A 16976-nucleotide genomic window follows, 5' to 3' on the forward strand; every position below is an offset into this window, starting at 1 on the left:
CCGAAGATCGTGCGCCGACATGTCCGTCCGTGTGATCGCCACTGCCATCGAAACCTCCATCATTTGCTGACAGTGAATCACGGCAAAGGCCTCAACGGAATCCCCAGGGAGTCACCAGTAAAGGCCGTTGGTATTAGCTGCCTCGAGAGTCAGCTTGCGGGTGGATCCCGGTGAGTGACGATGCACCATGCCGAGTGCGGCCTGGCGTTCCGCACGACCGGCAGCCTGCCCTAATCTCCGTCAGGTGCGAAATCTCAGGTCAGGTGAGAATTGAGAAGGTGCGGGCCAGGAAACGCTCACGGTGAAACAGGAGTGCCCCGCCCGATTTTGGGAACGGGGCTGTCCGGTGATTTATTTTGCGGCCAGTCTCGGCGGGGTGAGACATATCATGGCGGAGTCAATGACTGTTTGAATCGTCTGCCGGTCAAGCGAGGTCTTGGCGATGACGTTCAGGCCCTGCGCTACGCAAAGCAGGTATTTTGCCTTGGCCTCGGGGTCTCCCACCATGTCCCGGATCAAGGCGTCATGAAAAGCGGTCTCGAGGCGGATCAGGTGTTGTGACATGATCTCCGCCACGTCATCGTCCGACTCCTTGAGCTCGACGAAGGCATTGGTTCCCAGACATCCCCAACGCCGGTTGCCATTGACAATCCCCTCGGCGATGTAATCGAAATAGGCACGGATGCCGTCCAAACCGGAGGCGCTGGATGCCAATAGGTCAAGCCCGGGCCGGTTGATGCTGTCGAGGTAGCGCCGGATCACCGCCAGAAACAACCCATTCTTGTTGCCGAAGGCAGAGTAGACGCTGCCGGGATTTAGCCCCATCGCATCGCAGATCTCCTGAATGGGCGCGCCGGAGTAGCCGCGGCGCCAGAATACCTCGATCGCGCCGTCCAGTGCCTTCTCTTCGTCGAACTCTCTGTGTCGCCCCATGTCAGACCCCGAAATTTCCAATGCTATCCGTCGGATCCAAGCAACTCATGATCCAAGCTACTTATATTGCAGTGCGCGCGGTTCGTACAGGGCGCGTGCGCGTCCGGCACGATCCCGCTTTATGGAGAGGTCCACGAATGACCGCGGACCCACCTTTTACTCAGCTGAGAGCCTGCCTTGAGTGGGCGGCAAGATCGCGCACCGCCAGCACCGACGAGTAGGTCGACACCGCATAGGGAACGCAGAAGGTCAGCAAGATCTTGAAGGCGGAGGCGATGTCGATCTCGCCGCCCAGGATGCGGTCTCCATGATTGATTGCCGCCAGAACGATGCCCACCAGAACGGCCACCCGCGAGGCACGCCGGACGACGCGCCTATTGCAGGCTATTTTCCAGAAGCCGGTGCAAGCGCCCCCAGCGGGCCCCTGATCGCTCATGCGTTCATGTTGGCCGGTTGCGTCGGCTTGATCAGCCCCGCTAGGTCATCGAGCGAAGCCAGACGATGATCGGGTTCCATATCGAAGTTTTCCATCTGCATGCGCAAGAGCTTGAACATCGTCGATGGGCCAACCACTTCCGCCGCGGCAATCTCGGCGGCAAGCGCTTCGGGCGTCACCCGTTCGATCCACGCGACCTGAAAGCCGAAGTTCTTCGCCGCGCAAGCGTCGAACGCGTTCGACGAGACGAACACCGTGTTCTCGGGCTTCACGTTCAGCGCGTCTTCGACCAGCCCGTAGGCCTTGTCATGGGGCTTGAAGATGCCCGCCTTGTCGATGCTGATGACAGCTTGCAGACGACTGTCCAGCCCGGTGTTTGTGACGAGCGCATCGAGGATCTCCTGATTGCCGTTCGACAGGATCGCCAGCGGCACGCCCTGGAGCGCGTCCAGCGCGGTCAGGCAATCGGCATGGGGGGCCAGATGCAGGTACTTGTCCATGATCCGGTCGCGGGTGGCTTTGTCGGCACCGATGCCGATGGCGTCGAGCGTATAGATCAGCGACTCCTCGGTGATCTCCCAGAAGCTGCGATAACAGCCCATTATCGAGCGCAGCCAGGTGTATTCCAGCTGCTTCAGCCGCCAGACTTGGGTGATCAGCGCGCCGTGTTCGGGAAATTCCTCGCTGGTGACTTTCGAGATAGATTGGACGTCATAGAGCGTGCCGTATGCGTCGAAGACGAAAGCGTCGATTGTCATGTTGGGTCTCCTCGGAGTTGAATGTCAGATGGCCAGAAAGGTGAAGCTAGCCAGGAAGATGGTTGCTGTGGCGACGACCGCGGCTGCGCGCGAGGCGGGCCAGCCGAGGTCGATTGCCAGGTCCTTGGCCAGGCCACGCAGGAACAAAGCCAACGCGGTGAGGCACAATGTTGCGGCAATCGCGGTCTGTCCTGCGGTGCCGTAAATCCAATAGGCGGTGGCGGGTGCCCCCGCCCAGAGAACCGGTGCGGAGCCTGATACCAGTGCCAGAAGTCGTAAGATGGCCACCTTGCCCCCGAAGGCGCGGGTCATCGCCCAGATGACGAAGGTGAAGCCCACCCACAACAATAAGGTTTGCGCCATACCGCCGAGAGAAATGTAGACGAGAGCTTCAGTCATGGGGATGCCCAGTGCCACCACCTCGGGGCCGCGGGCGATAAGGGTAGCGAGGCTCCAAAGTAACCCCGCGACCGGCATGCCGAGAACGACCTGCCAGCGGTTTTCAGTTGCAGTCATAGCGTTCACCACGGCACCAGTCCCCACAGCATGACCGGCACCCAGAGCGCGGCCAGGATCAGTAACCATTGGCTACTGTCATAGCGGGCGCGGGTGACATTCGCCCAGCCGTGCATCCGCTCGACCATGTCTTGCGCGCGGTGGCGTTCCAGGGCCGCCGCTTCGCGTTTGACGCTCTCGGCGATTAGCGACACCAAGATCGTCAGGATAAACCCGACCGGCACCGAGATCAGCGAAGTCGCAAAGCCCAACTTGGCCACCAACCCTGTCCCCAGGGAAAGTTCTGGCAGGATGTAGGGCGACAGCAGGATGTAGAGCATGCCGGAAACCAGGCTGCCGATGAAGGCACCCCAGACGTTGATCCGCGTAGACCAGACTCCCAGCACCACCATCGGCGTGATCGCGGTGGCGCAGAGACCAAAGGCCCAGAAGATCGAGGTGATCAGGAATGCCGGCGGGTCGAGCGACACCAGAAGCGACACCACGCCAGTTCCTGCCAGGGCAAAGTAGCCGTAGCGCAGCTGCTTTTTCTCGCTCAACTGTGGGCGCAACACTCCGACTATATCGTGGCCCACCACCGTTGCTACGCCGATCATCAGCCCGGCGATGGTCGACACACCCGCCGCCAGAACGCCCGCGATAACAAAGGCCGAAACCCATTCGGGATTGTAGGCTAGATTGAGCAGCAGGGTGGTCTTGTCGGCGGCCTCGGGCGTCAGCTCTTGGCCGATCAGCGCGAAGTGATAGACGCCGGCGATGCCCATCGCATAGGTGCCGAGAAACATCATCCCGACCCAGAGGCAGAACCACGGCACTACACGCCGTGCGGACTTGATGTTCTCGGAGGTCAGCACCCGCTGCGCCAATTGCGGCAAGCCCAGCGTCCCGATCGTCAGCGCGACGAACAGCGAGAGATAGAACCGCGCCTCGAACTTCAGGTCGAAGAAGGTGGGGATGCGCTCCAGCAGTGTGTCGGTCAGGCTGCCATAGCCCAGCGGCGGAAACCAGAAACCGGGCACACCCATTGCCTTGAGGATCGCGGCCAGCGGCACGATCAGGGCAATCATCATGATGACCATCTGGATCGCGTCGTTATAGGTTGCGCCCTTCATGCCACCGATGGTGATGTAACCGGTGATCACCATGGCCGAGAGGATCAGCGAGGGCGTATAGGGCAGCCCGAGTAGAACCTCGAAGACTTTGGCGATGCCGATGAACTGACCGACCATGTACATCAGCATGATCAGCAGCATCCATGCGGCGGCCAAAAACGCGGTGTTTCGGCCATAACGCGTCTGGACGAAATGCACCGAGGTGAAAACCTCCATTCGGTAGAGTGACGCGCCGTAGAGCATGACCAGCAGAGGCACGCTGAGGATCAACTGCACCCACATGTAGACGAAGGGCAGGTGCAATTGTTGGATGAGGGCAACCACGCCCAGGAACGTGGCAACGCTCATCCAGGTGGACGAGGCTGCAAGCGAGTTGACAAACGGGCCGATCGACCGCCCGGCGAGGTAAAGATCGGTCGCATTGGCGGTCTTCTTGTTGTTGAAGAGCGCCACGGCGTAATACAAGCTGAAGACGGCGACCGTAATGCCGAGGCCCAGCCAGATGTTCTGGATCTGCCAGTCTGCCGGGGTCATTTTGCTACCCCCGCAAAGTTGAGCCTGCCAGGGCCTGCATCCGGAATTGCGTCGCCACGAACAACGCCTGCGTTCTCGGCCTCGATTTTATCTTCGAGCAGGTTGGCGTAGCGGCACCAGACGATCGAGCAGAGCAGAACTCCGAATGATCCCAGCGTAATGGCGATGAAGTAATGGATCGGCAATCCGAGAACCCGAATGCTGTCGTCCGTTCCCAACAGAATGGCCCAGAGGCCAGTGTGCCCCAAAAGGACGTAGACGACACCAAAGCCGATCGTTGACCGTATTTCCTTGCGATAAGCGCTCAAGATATTTCCTCCCTTGTGTAGCAAGAACACGCGCAGCCTCCACACCGCGAACTTCTCGTCACAGCCTATTGCCATGTGACTTAAAACCGTAAACATTCTTGAATTTTAATTCAAGTAAAATACTATTGTTTAAAATCAGTATATTAGGGCCTGTGGGCAATCACCGTGATGCGATGAGGGCTGCGGCGAGGTTCCAATTGGCGTCGTAGCTGCAATCGGTCTTGTCGTAGCGCGTAGCTATACCCCTGAATTCCTTTATTTTTGCGAAGTAGTTTTCCACCAGATGGTGCCATTTGTAAGCGTCGGCATCATAGTCGCGCTGGTGCTTCCGGTTGGACTTTGGCGGGAGTTTGGAGGGTCAGGATTTGATCCGGGGGATCAAATCCCCGACGAACGCGGTCGCGCCACGTTCGTCGAGCTCTTCAAGCAGCCAGTTCGCATCGAAGGCCTTGTCCGCCAGCAACGCGCCGAACGACACATCCCTGATGAGCGGGGCAACGCCCTTCATGTCATGTGCTTGGCCGGGCAGCAGCAGGAAGCGGACCAGATTGCCGAGCGCGTCCACCAACGCCACGATCTTGGTCGTCAGGCCGCCGCGCGAGCGCCCGATGGCCTGAGCCTGAGTCCCCCTTTTGCGCCCGATGCCTTCTGGTGAGCCTGAACGATGGTGCCGTCGATGAGCGCGTATTCAAGGTGGGGGTCACCGCTCATGGCATTGAAAAGCCGCTCGAATATACCCGCCTTGGCCCACCTGCGGAACCGTCGGAACTGGCTGTTCCAGTTCCCGAAAGCGGGCGGCAAATCGCGCCAGGGTGAGCCGGTCCGAACCCGCCAGAAAACAGCTTGAACCAGACCGGGTTTACCGGAGACGTTTGAGTTTGTCATTCTGCGGCGATGTTAGCCGCGCAATCTGCGTTGTAGAAGTTCCTTTCTGCTGTTGCGGGTGAGATGTATCCGAGCGGGCCGAAGAGGCGCTTTCTCGAAACGGTCGCGTTCCTGCCCGATTTGCCAAAAGCCAACGTCCTCGCGCATCTCTATGGCGCAGCGGGCGCGCATTATTCGGCCAGATGGCACGCGACGCGCGTCTTGCCGATGTGGCGCATCTCGGGGCGCTCGGAACTGCACCGCGCCACTGCCAGCGGGCAGCGCGGATGAAAGGCACAGCCCGAGGGCGGGTTGATCGCGTCGGGGATCTCGCCCTTGGGCGGATCGACCTCGCGGCCATAGGCATCCATCCGCGGCGCGGCATCGAACAGCATCTGCGTATAGGGATGCTTGGGGTCGCTGAACAGCCGGTCGCGCGGCGCCTCTTCGACCAGCCGCCCCAAATAAAGCACGCCGATCACATCGGCCATGTGATGCACCACCGTCAGATCGTGGCTGATAAACAAATAGGTCAGGCCGAATTCTTCGCGCAGGTCCGACATGAGGTTGAGAACCTGGCTTTGCACCGACACGTCAAGCGCCGATGTCGGCTCGTCGCAGACGATGATCTTTGGCTCCGACGAGAGCGCGCGCGCGATGCAGATACGCTGCCGCTGCCCGCCGGAGAATTCATGCGGATACTTGCCCGCATCCTGCGCCGACAGGCCCACCTGTTCCAGAAGCCGCTCGGCAAGGCCCTCGGTCTTGCCGCCGCGCGCGGCGACCGGCTCGGCGATGATGTCGCGCACCCGCCAGCGCGGGTTGAGGCTGGCATAGGGGTCTTGAAAGATCATCTGGATATCGGCGCGCACGGCGTCGATCTTGGCCGCATCCGTCTCGCTGGCGAGGTCCACGCCCTCAATCTCGACCATGCCCTTGGAGGGCGACACCAGCCCGACGATGATCTTGCCGATGGTGGATTTGCCCGACCCGCTCTCGCCCACCAGCGCATAGACGCTGTTTTCGGGCACCTCGAAACTCACCTCCGACACGGCGGTCAAAAGCGCGCGGGGCACGCGTTCGATCACCCGGTTGAGCCAGGGTTTCGAGACGTCGAAAACGCGGGTGAGGTTTTCCACCTTGATGATCGCGCTCATGCCTCGGCCTCTTCTTTTGCACCCGTTTCAAGCGGAAACCAGCAGGCAGCGCGCCCGTCACAGCCCGCCAGCGTCGGCCCCGGCTCCTCAGCACAACGCGGCTGCGCCCGCTCGCAACGCGGGGCAAAGGCACAGCCCGGCGGCAGCGCATCCAGCCGCGGCATCGCGCCGGGGATTTGCCGCAACCGCGCGCGGCCCTGGCTTGCCAGCGGGGTCGAGGCCATGAGACCGGCAGTATAGGGATGACGCGCGCGGCCCAGAACCTCGCGCACCGGGCCAAGCTCTGCCAGCCGCCCGGCATACATCACCGCCACCCGGTCGGCGGCCTCGGCGATGACGCCCATGTCATGCGTGACCAGCATCACCGCCACGCCCCGCTCGCGGCACAGCCGTTTCAGCAGCACGATGATCTGCGCCTGCACGCTGACATCAAGCGCGGTGGTCGGTTCGTCGGCGATCACCAGATCAGGCTCGGCACAAAGCGCCAGCGCGATCACCACCCGCTGCCGCATCCCGCCGGAAAACTCGTGCGGATAGCTGCCGATGCGCTGGATTGCCGCCGGGATGCCGACCTCGTCCAATGCCGCAATGGCGCGGCGGCGGGCCTCGGTCTGGCTCACGTCGAGATGCTCGAGGATGGTTTCCGTCAGTTGGTCGCCGATGGTCAAGAGCGGGTTGAGCGAGGTCAGCGGGTCTTGGAAAACCATCCCCATCCGCTTGCCCCGAAGCCGCCGCAGCGCGTCGCCCCTGAGCGACTGCACCGGTTGCCCGCTCAGCAACACCTCGCCCGAGGCAATGCGCGCGGGCGGATCAAGCAGGCCAATCACCGCGTTGCCGGTCATGGATTTTCCAGCGCCCGATTCCCCCACCACGCCAAGGATTTCGCCCGCTGCGATATCATAGCTCACATGATCGACGGGGCGCAGGATGCCATGCCGCGTGGGGATTTCAACGACAAGATCGCGGACAGAAAGGACGGGGGAGGACATCTTTATCTCAACTCCGCTTGCTTTGTGGGTGTGCTGATGGGAAGCCCATGGTTTTTGATCCTGAACCACGTCCATGTCTTCATACCGCCCGATTGTTAAGTCTCGCAGTCGGTATCCTTTAGATGGTTGATGCTTTCGGGCACCACTAAAGACATCATATCCGAAAACGTGGATGGTAACTTTTGCGTCCGCTCCCAGACTAAGAATTTCTCGCAGTGAATTGCACTTCTTAATCTCAGCTCGGAGGGACATAGATGGCTTATCAATAAAATCAATCTCTTCTCGTGTATCAAATAGTCTTACCAATCTCCTTTCTTTAGGCTTTAAGCTAGGAACCGAAGAGGCATTAGTTACTACTGAATGATAAGCCCAACCACTTGCGCCCTTGAAATTTTTGATACCAATTCTTGCATGAATTTGAACATCAACTATTTCCCGGCGACCAACATTCTTAAAGCAGCACTGATAAAATGAACTACCACTCTTAAGTTCTCGCTCTACAATTTCCTTAGGAAATACAATGGAGGGTGTTAAAAAGTGCGCATTTATCCACCAAAGCAAAAAGGAGGCGAGCAAGCCAAGAAAAAATGAGATTATCCAACCTACATAAGGTGATTGAATAATTGATGATGAGATTTCCATCATCTCAACCTCGGGTTCAGCGCGTCGCGCAGCCAGTCGCCCAGCAGGTTGATCGACAGCGCCAGCGCCAGCAATGTCATCGCCGGGAAGAACAGGATCCACCACTCGCCCGAGAACATGAATTCCTGCCCGATGCGAATGAGCGTGCCGAGCGACGGCTTGGTGGGCGGCGCGCCCACGCCCAGAAACGACAGCGTCGCCTCGGCGATGATCGCCAGCGCCAGTGAAATCGTCGCGATCACCAACACCGGGTTGAGCACATTGGGCAGGATATGGCGCAGCATGATCGAGAACGGCGTGCGCCCGATCAGCCGTGCCGCCTGCACGTATTCCTTGTTCTTTTCCACCAGCGTCGCGCCGCGCACCACGCGGGCGAACTGCACCCAATCCGACAGGCCAATGGCAAGGATCAGGACCCAGATCGCCATCGCGTCGCGATGTTCCGGCGGGGTGATGCCCTTGGCGATGCCAAAGATCAGCATCGCCACCAGAATGGCGGGAAAGGTCAGTTGCACATCGGCGATGCGCATGATGATCGTCTCGGTCCAGCCACCCAGATAGCCCGCCATCAGCCCCACGGTGACGCCGATCAGCATCGCCAGAAACACCGCCGCCAGCCCCACGAAAAGCGATATCCGCATCCCGTAAAGGATGGTCGAGAACACGTCGCGCCCCTGATCGTCGGTGCCCAGCACGAAGAATTCGCCGGTGAACTGGTTGGCCTGCCCCGGCGGGGTAAACCCGTTCATCAGGTTGAGCGTGGCCGGGTTGAACGGGTCATGCGGTGCGATGAGCGGCGCGAAGAGCGCGCCCAGCATCATCAGCAGCACCACCGCGAAAGACACCACCGCCACCGGCGAATGGCGGAACGACCAGATGAAATCGCTCTCCCACATGCGGCGCAGGCGCGAGGGGCGCGCGTCCGGCGTCTCGATCCGTGTCTCGGCCATGTCAGTGCCCCCCTGCGGTGCGGTCGGCGCGCAGGCGCGGATCGATCGCGAAATAGAGCATGTCGACGATCAGGTTGATGCCCACGAACATCACCGAGATCAGCATAAGATACGCGGCCATCACGGGGATATCCACGAACTGGATCGCGTTGATGAAAAGAAGCCCCACGCCGGGCCATTGAAACACCGTCTCGGTGATGATCGCAAACGCGATGATCGCGCCCAGTTGCAGGCCGGTAATGGTGATGACCGGCACCAGCGTGTTCTTGAGCGCGTGGCGGAAATTGATGGATTTCTCCCGGATGCCACGGGCGCGGGCGAAACGGATATATTCCATCCGCAGGACCTCCAGCATCTCGGTGCGCACCAGCCGCATGATCAGCGTCATCTGGAACAGGCCCAGCGTGATCGCGGGCAATATCAGCGCCTTGAGCCCGCTTTCCGTCAAAAACCCCGTGGTCCACCAGCCGATGCGCGTGACCTCGCCGCGCCCGAAACTGGGCAGCCAGCCAAGCTCTACCGAGAAGAGGTAAATCAGCAGGATACCGATGAGGAACGTGGGCAGCGACACCCCGATCAGCGACAGTGTCATGATGACATTGGCCGAAATCCCCCGCCGCCAGATCGCCGTGAAAATTCCCAGCGCAATGCCCCCCGCCAGCGCCAGAACGCCCGACACGAAGGCAAGTTCCAGCGTCGCCGGAAGCCGCTCGACAAGGATTTCCGAAACGGGCCGCCCCTGCCGGTAGCTCAGCCCGAAATTACCCTGCACCGCCTGTTCGAGAAAACGCCAGTATTGCACCGGAAAGGGCTTATCAAGGCCCAGCTCGGCGGTGAGCCGCGCGATATCGGCCTGGGTGCGTTCCTGCCCCAGCATGGCGTCAACCGGATCGCCCACGAACCGGAACATGGCGAAGGCCACCAGCCCCACAACCAGCAGAACCAGCACCGATTGCGCGGCGCGTTGGATGATATAGGCCAGCATGGCAGGCTCCGGTTCGGGGATCAGGCACAGGGATCAGGCAGGGGCGGCAGGCACATCGCCCGCCGCCCGCCCGCGTTCAGTTGACGGTAAAGTATTTCACCTTCGGGTCATCCTCGGGGCTGACCTCGATCCCCATCTTGTCGGTCATCCCCCAGTTCAGCACCTGGTGGTGGATCGGCAGATAGAGTACCTCGTCCTGCACCGTATTCCAGATCTCGGCGATGGTCGCGTTGCGCGCCTCAAGATCGGTTTCCGAGGCAAGGCTCACGATCTTGGCGTCAAGCGCGGGGTTGGAATAGCCGGTGCCGTTCCAACTGCCACGCTCTTCGCCGCGCGTATGCACGAGGAAGTTGAAGATATACTCGCTGTCATAGGTCGGCACGCCCCAGCCCAGCATATAGAAATCGGTGCCGCCAGAGGAGATCAGCGGGAAATGCTGCGCCTTGGGCTTGGCGTCGAGATTGACGGTGATGCCGATCTGGCCAAACATGCCGACAGCGGCCTGACAGATCGCCTCATCGTTGATGTAGCGGTCATTCGGGCAATCAAGCTGGATCGAGAACCCGTCGCCATAGCCTGCCTCTTCCATCAGCGCCTTGGCGCGGGCCAGATCGGTGCGCGGCGTATCCATCGCCGCAGTCCAGCCATTGACAAAGGGCGGGGCTATGATGCCCGCAGGCTGGCTCTGGCCGCGCATCACTACCTGGCGGATGGCATCGCGATTGATCGCAAGGTTCATCGCCTCGCGCACGCGTACATCCGCCAGCGGGTTCTTGCCCTCGACATTGTCGTTGGGGATATCGTCGGGGCCCTGGTTCAGCCCGAAAAAGATCGTCCGGTTCTGCGGTGCGGTCTTGACCACAAGGCCATCGGTGCCCGCCACCCGCTGCAAATCCTGCACCGGCACATCCTGGATGAAATCCACCTCGCCCGAGAGCAGCGCGGCCACCCGCGTGGCGGCGTTCTGGATCGGGGTATAGACGATCTCGCTCACCTCCAGCGGGAACTGGCCCTTGCCCCAGTAATCCTCATTGCGCGTCATCACCGTTTTCACGTCCGGCTCGCGGCTCAGCAGTTTATACGCCCCGGTGCCGTTGGCATTGGTCGCGGCAAAGGTCGTCTCGCCGCCATCCATGTCCTGCACCTTGACCACGCCATTGGCCTCGGCCCAGCCGCTATCCATGATGAACAGGTTGGTCAGGTTCGACGGCAGAATCGGATTCGGCCCGTCGGTGACGAATTCTACGGTGTGATCATCCACCGCGCGCACCTCCACCACCGAGGCCAGCAATTCCTTCATCCGCGACTGTTCCGATTTGGCGCGGTTGATGGAAAACACCACATCCTCGGCGGTAAACGCGGCCCCGTCGTGATAGGTCACGCCCTGGCGCAGGGTGAACACCCACACATTGGGATCATCCGCCTTGGGGGCCCAATCGGTGGCAAGTGCCGCCTCGAACGCGCCGGTCGTGTCGCGGATGATCAGCGGCTCGTAGATCTGATGCGCGAGGGTGTGGGTCGGCCCCTCGTTCTGCGCATGGGGATCGAGCGTCAGCGAATCCCCCGCCCGCGCCCAGCGCATGGTCTCGGCCGAGGCGCTCAGGGTCGTCCCGGCCAGAAGCGCCGCCGTCAGTAGAAGTGTCGTTTTCATAATCTCTCTCCGTCTTTTGGCACGCGCAGATGCATCGGCCCAAGCCCCGACTGTAACCGAGCTTGCACGCGCATCAACCACGTTGTTTCGAATATTTCACAAACGGCAAATCCGGCCAACCTGATCGCTGGCCGGATTGCCTTAGTGCAGCCCGAACTCTGCCATAAGCTGCCTGCGATGCCCGACGAAGGCCGGGTCGTTGCGGTCGCGCGGGCGGGGCAGGTCGATGTCGATGAGGCGCACCGCACCGCCCTTGGCCTTTGGCAGGACAAGCACGCGGTCGGCGAGAAAGATCGCCTCTTCCAGATCATGGGTGACAAGCACCATGGTCACGCGTTCCTCGGCCCAGATGCGGGTCAGCTCTTCCTGCATGGTCATCTTGGTCATCGCATCCAGCGCGCCAAGCGGTTCATCCAGCAACAGGATTTCAGGCTGCACGGTCAGCGCGCGGGCGATGCCCACCCGTTGCGCCATGCCACCCGAAAGCTGCCTTGGCCAGGCAGATTCGAACTCTGTCAGGCCTACAAGGCGGATGAAGCGGCGCGCGCGCTCCGCCGCCTCGGGTTTCGGCACGCCCTGCACCTCTAGCCCGAAAGCCACGTTGCCCAGCACCGTCAGCCAAGGCAGCAGGCGCGGTTCCTGAAAGATCACCGCGCGCTCGCGCCCCAGCCCGTGAACCGGCGCGCCGTCGATCAGCACCGCGCCGGTGTCCGGCTCTTCCAGCCCGGCCAGAACGCGCAACAGCGTCGTCTTGCCCGAGCCGCTCGCGCCCACGATGGCAAGGCTTTCGCCACCGCGAATATCGAGGGTGATGTTTTTCAGCACCGTCAGCGCCTGGCCGTCGATGCTGTAGCTTTTGGTGAGGTCACGGATCGTGACCTCCCCTTTCGCCTGTGTTTGCACCAGCGTCATGCCACCTGCCTCAGTTGGTGGCGGGCGCGTCGCCCGTGACCAGCAGGATATCGGCGGCGGCAAGCTGGCCTTGTTTCAGCGCGCCTTCGCGCACCAGAACGTCGATCCAGAATTGCACGTCGCGTTCTACCGGCAGGCCGCCTTCACGCACGCCGTAGCCTGCGAAAAACTTGGCAACCTCGGGGTTTTCATCGCGCGCCTCAAGCAGCTTGGCGATGATTTCGCGGGTTTCCTCGGGGTTTTCGCGGGCATAATCAAGCGCGCGGGCCGATTGCGTCACGAACTGTTTCGCGGCCTCGGGGTGCGCGTCAACCCAATCACGGCGCAGCACGGTAAAGCCGCCCGCGATTTCGCCCAGAACATCGGTGTCGTCAAACACCTTGCGCAGCCCGCCACCCGCGCGCGCGGCCCCTTCAAACGTGGTCTGCCAATAACCGAACGCGGCGATATCCACCTGGCCCGAGCGCAGCACCTGTTCCAGTTGCGGCCCCGGCACGACCACCAGATTGGCGGCGTCCTGCGGCAGGCCCTGCTGATGCAGCGCCTCGCGGATGGTGTAATCAAGATGCGCGCCAAGCGTGTTCACCGCGATGGTCTTGCCCTTGATATCGGTGATGGATGTGATCGGGCTGTCCTCGAGCACGTGAAAGACCGACTGCGCGTCGTCATTGATGCCATTGGTCGGATAGGCGGCGACGAAATCATTGCCCCCCGCGATGGAATTGATGATCGCCGAGGTCGCCGCCGAGCCGATATCAACACTGCCTGCGGCCAGCGCAAAAAGCGACTCGGGCCCGCCGCCCGCATATCCGACGCCCTCGAACGTGATGCCGGTGCCGTCGAAATAGCCAAGCTCTTTTGCAAGCTCATGCGCGGCAACGCCACCATGATAGCTGAGATAGCGCAGGGTCACATCCTCGGCCTGCGCGGTGACGGCGGTGAACGAGAGCGCCACACCGGCGATGAGGGATTGGAACGTATGTTTCATCTGTTTGGTCCTTTTAGGTTGGTTGGGAAGGGAAAGGTCAGTGTCGGATCAGGCTCCAGCGGCACAGGCGCCGTTGCAGCACAACCAGAACCCAGTTCGCGGCAAGGCCGAGAAAGGCCAGCAGGAAGATCGCGGCGAACATCAGCGGGATCTGGAAATTGTATTGCGCGTTCATCACCTGAAACCCGAGGCCCTTGTTGGCGCCGATCATCTCGGCGGCGATCAGCAACAGCAGCGCGGTTGTGGCCGAGAGGCGCAGCCCCACGAAGATGGCAGGCACCGAGGCCGGCAGCACGACGCGACGAAACACCGTGGCGCGCGACGCGCCAAAGGTGCGCGCCATCTCGATCAGCTTGCCGTCCACCTCCTTGACGCCGCCGATGGTGGCCAGAAGGATCGGAAAGAGCGTCGCCCAGAAGATCACGAACACCTTCGATGCCTCGCCCAGCCCCAGCAGCAGGATGAACACCGGGTAAAGCGCCAGCGCCGAGGTCTGCCGGAAAAGTTGCAGGATCGGGTCGAGCGCACGTTCCACCGCGCGGATCTGCCCCATGAAGAGGCCCAGCGGGATGCCAAGCAAAATCGCCGCGCCAAAGGCCAGCCCCGAGCGTTGCAGCGAAATGCCGATATCGTCGATCAGCTTGCCCGAGGAAATACCCCCCCAAAGCGCCTGCACGATGCGATCAGGCGGCGGAAACACCGCCGGGTTGAGCCAGCCCGCGACGCTGGCCACATGCCAGCCCGCGAAAAACGCGACCAGCAGGCCGTAATCCGAGAGCGCAGAGCGCGCGCGCCGCGTCAGCGCGGATATGGCGGGGGAATGGACCGGCCCGCTATGGGGCCGGTCGCTCAGGTCTGAAATTTGATAGGTCATTGAAATCTCCTTTTACTCGGCGGCCAGCGTCGCGCCGCGCGCGGCGGCGTGGCGGTTGACCGGAAAGGGCAGGCCAAGGTTCTCGCGCAGGGTGCGGCCCTCGTAAGACGTGCGAAAGAGGCCGCGGCGCTGCAATTCCGGCGTCACCAGCGCGATGAAATCATCGAGCCCCCCCGGCAGCCACGGCGGCAGTATGTTGAAGCCGTCGGCGCCCTCGTTCTCGAACCACTCTTGCAAGGTATCGACGATCTGAACCGGCGTGCCGATCAGCGTCAGATGCCCGCGCGCGGTGGCGATATGCTGGTAAAGCTGTCGGATGCTGAAGCCGTTATCATCGGCAATCTGGCGGATCAGCGCCTGACGGCTTTTCATGCCCTCGGTCTCGGGCGAGGGCGGCAGCGGCCCGTCAAGATCAAAGCCCTTGAGATCGAGCGTGCCACCCGCCAGCCCGTTGAGCAGCGCGAGGCCATCCGCCTCGACGATCAGATCGGTCAGTTGCGCGTATTTCGCGCGCGCCTCGGCCTCGGTTTCCCCGACAAAGGGCGCGACACCGGGCATGATCAGCACGTGATCGGGGTTGCGCCCCTTGGCGGCGGCGCGCGCCTTGATGTCGCGATAGAATTCCTGTGCCGTGTCCAGCCGCTGATGCGCGGTAAAGATCACCTCGGCACTCTCAGCCGCCAGATCGCGCCCGGCCTCGGATTGCCCGGCCTGCACCACCACCGGATGCCCTTGCGGGCTGCGCGAGACATTGAGCGCGCCCTTGACCCGGAAATGCGTGCCGACATGCGCGGCGTCATGCAGCTTTTCGGGGTCGTAGAACGTGCCGCTATCCTTGTCGCGGATAAAGGCATCATCCTCGAAACTATCCCACAGCTTCTTGACCACCGCGACATGCTCGCGCGCGCGATCATAACGGTCGGCATGGGATATCTGCTGCTCAAGGTTGAAGTTCTGCGCCGCCTCCCCGGTCGCGGTGGTCACCACGTTCCAGCCCGCGCGCCCGCCCGAGATCAGATCGAGCGAGGCGAATTTGCGCGCAACCGTGTAGGGCTCTTCATAGGTGGTGGTGTTGGTGGCGATAAAGCCCAGATGCGTGGTCTGCGTGGCCAGCGCCGCGAACAGCGTCAGCGGCTCGAACCCGGCAATCTTGGCGCTGCCGCCCTCGCGGCCCGCACCATTGGTGGCAAGGCCGTCGGCGAGGAAATAGGCATCGAACAAGCCGCGCTCTGCGGTCTTGGCCAGCTTGATGTGATACTCAAGGCTTGTGGCCCCATCGGCGCGCGCCTCCGGGTGCCGCCAGGCGGCGACATGCTGCCCGCCACCGGGCAGGAAGGCGCCAAGTTTGATTTGTCTGGTCATGGGAGTCTCCTTTGGTTTTGACATGGCTCCGCCATTGCCTGACGCGGGGGTGCGCTCAGGGTGGCAGGCCGGAATTGTGGGGTATTGCCGCTTAAGCGGCGGCGGATCTGGGTCTTGCGGCCTCTTTTGCGGGGGCAATCGCCGCGACAAGCTGGCTGACGGCCCCCTCCAACCGGGTTGCGATGTCAGGCGATGCGATGCGCCCGTCTTGCAGATCGGAGGAGGCCGCATAGACGCCGGTCGGCACGACATTGGCCTCGAAAAAGCCGAAGAGCGGTCGCAACTGATGCTCGATCACCAGCGCATGCCGGTGCCCGCCCCCCGTGGCCGTCAGCAGGGTGGGCTTGCCGCGCAATGCTTCTGGTTCGATCAGATCAAAGAGATGCTTGAAAAGGCCGGTATAGCTGCCCTTGTAGACCGGGCTTCCGATCACGATCGCGTCGGCGTCAAGCAGGCTCAACACCAGGTCGCGCGCGCCGTTTGCGAGATCAAAGAGGTGCTGGGCAGTGCCCAAGGACGGGCCCAGATCGCCCAGATCGAACACCAGCCCCTCAAGGCCCGTCCTCTGCGCCGCGTCATCGACGGCGGCCTGCACCAGGGCGCGGGTGCGGGAGGGGCTGCTGAAACTCCCCGCGAATCCGACGATATGAGCCATTTGATCACCTTTCACGATTATGTCTGTCGTGATTAAGTTCTATCGTCTTCGCACAAGTTTCTCCATTCCAAAGACGATGCTGTTAAGAGGGTGTTCGCATCGCCCGGACCCCCTTGAGGAGAACGTCAGCCCCCCTCGACCGGGGCAAGCTGTGCGGCCTTGAAGACCTCATTCGCCAGTCGGAAGGTCTGTTGGCGGATGTCGGGAATCGCGGTGATTTCCCAGAGTGCGCCGCGCGCGCAGGGGCCGATGGCGTAGAGGCGGCGCGAGGCCACGCCGCCGCGGGCGATGACGCGGGCACCGGGGGTGGTGTCGAGGCCAAGGCGCAGCGGATCGAGCCGCGCCAGCCC

At 61.8% G+C, this 16976-nt stretch carries 16 protein-coding genes and 2 pseudogenes; all 18 read right to left on the reverse strand.

Translation table 11 applies throughout. The features are described 5' to 3' along the window. Positions 1-351: 351 nt before the first annotated feature. Entirely contained in the window at positions 352-933 is a 582-nt protein-coding gene (locus tag ABIE58_RS18725; protein WP_354546175.1) for a TetR/AcrR family transcriptional regulator, read from the reverse strand. Between the two features lie 160 nt (positions 934-1093). Further along, positions 1094-1282: a nitrate/nitrite transporter NrtS gene (gene nrtS, locus ABIE58_RS18730; protein WP_354546176.1), complete on the reverse strand. Its 189-nt coding sequence runs from the start codon at positions 1280-1282 to the stop codon at positions 1094-1096. 83 nt (positions 1283-1365) lie between these two features. Next, positions 1366-2127: a haloacid dehalogenase type II gene (locus ABIE58_RS18735; protein WP_354546177.1), complete on the reverse strand. Its 762-nt coding sequence runs from the start codon at positions 2125-2127 to the stop codon at positions 1366-1368. A 24-nt stretch (positions 2128-2151) separates the two neighbouring features. Then, positions 2152-2643 (reverse strand): hypothetical protein, encoded by a 492-nt coding sequence (locus tag ABIE58_RS18740; protein WP_354546178.1) that lies wholly within the window; start codon positions 2641-2643, stop codon positions 2152-2154. Between the two features lie 5 nt (positions 2644-2648). After that, entirely contained in the window at positions 2649-4289 is a 1641-nt protein-coding gene (locus ABIE58_RS18745; protein WP_354546180.1) for a sodium:solute symporter family protein, read from the reverse strand. After that, entirely contained in the window at positions 4286-4693 is a 408-nt protein-coding gene (locus tag ABIE58_RS18750) for a hypothetical protein (protein ID WP_354546181.1), read from the reverse strand. Before ABIE58_RS18750 ends, ABIE58_RS18745 begins: the two co-directional genes overlap by 4 nt. 64 nt (positions 4694-4757) lie before the next feature. After that, positions 4758-5446 (reverse strand): annotated as a pseudogene (locus ABIE58_RS18755) (IS5 family transposase); the annotation flags it as partial. 206 nt (positions 5447-5652) lie between these two features. Continuing rightward, positions 5653-6618: an ABC transporter ATP-binding protein gene (locus ABIE58_RS18760; RefSeq protein ID WP_354546182.1), complete on the reverse strand. Its 966-nt coding sequence runs from the start codon at positions 6616-6618 to the stop codon at positions 5653-5655. Beyond that, positions 6615-7607, reverse strand: coding sequence for an ABC transporter ATP-binding protein (locus ABIE58_RS18765; RefSeq protein ID WP_354546183.1), 993 nt, complete (start codon positions 7605-7607; stop codon positions 6615-6617). Before ABIE58_RS18765 ends, ABIE58_RS18760 begins: the two co-directional genes overlap by 4 nt. A gap of 641 nt (positions 7608-8248) precedes the next feature. Next, entirely contained in the window at positions 8249-9199 is a 951-nt protein-coding gene (locus tag ABIE58_RS18770; RefSeq protein WP_354546184.1) for an ABC transporter permease, read from the reverse strand. Position 9200: 1 nt separating this feature from the next. Continuing rightward, on the reverse strand, positions 9201-10184 hold the full coding sequence (locus ABIE58_RS18775; RefSeq protein ID WP_354546185.1) for an ABC transporter permease: 984 nt from the start codon (positions 10182-10184) through the stop codon (positions 9201-9203). Positions 10185-10260: 76 nt separating this feature from the next. Continuing rightward, positions 10261-11835 (reverse strand): ABC transporter substrate-binding protein, encoded by a 1575-nt coding sequence (locus ABIE58_RS18780; RefSeq protein ID WP_354546186.1) that lies wholly within the window; start codon positions 11833-11835, stop codon positions 10261-10263. 141 nt (positions 11836-11976) lie between these two features. Next, complete coding sequence (locus tag ABIE58_RS18785; RefSeq protein WP_354546187.1) at positions 11977-12747, reverse strand: ABC transporter ATP-binding protein; 771 nt, start codon at positions 12745-12747, stop codon at positions 11977-11979. Positions 12748-12757: 10 nt separating this feature from the next. Further along, positions 12758-13735, reverse strand: coding sequence for an ABC transporter substrate-binding protein (locus ABIE58_RS18790; RefSeq protein WP_354546188.1), 978 nt, complete (start codon positions 13733-13735; stop codon positions 12758-12760). Between the two features lie 37 nt (positions 13736-13772). Further along, the gene (locus ABIE58_RS18795; RefSeq protein ID WP_354546189.1) at positions 13773-14609 is read right to left on the reverse strand and encodes an ABC transporter permease; all 837 of its coding nucleotides are present in this window, start codon (positions 14607-14609) and stop codon (positions 13773-13775) included. Positions 14610-14621: 12 nt separating this feature from the next. Then, on the reverse strand, positions 14622-15971 hold the full coding sequence (locus tag ABIE58_RS18800) for an LLM class flavin-dependent oxidoreductase (protein WP_354546190.1): 1350 nt from the start codon (positions 15969-15971) through the stop codon (positions 14622-14624). Between the two features lie 91 nt (positions 15972-16062). Then, entirely contained in the window at positions 16063-16626 is a 564-nt protein-coding gene (msuE, locus tag ABIE58_RS18805) for an FMN reductase (RefSeq protein ID WP_354546191.1), read from the reverse strand. Positions 16627-16751: 125 nt separating this feature from the next. Further along, positions 16752-16976, reverse strand: a pseudogene (locus tag ABIE58_RS18810) (FAD/NAD(P)-binding protein); the annotation flags it as partial.

Source organism: Roseovarius sp. MBR-78, from assembly GCF_040547535.1.
Lineage (GTDB): Bacteria > Pseudomonadota > Alphaproteobacteria > Rhodobacterales > Rhodobacteraceae > Roseovarius.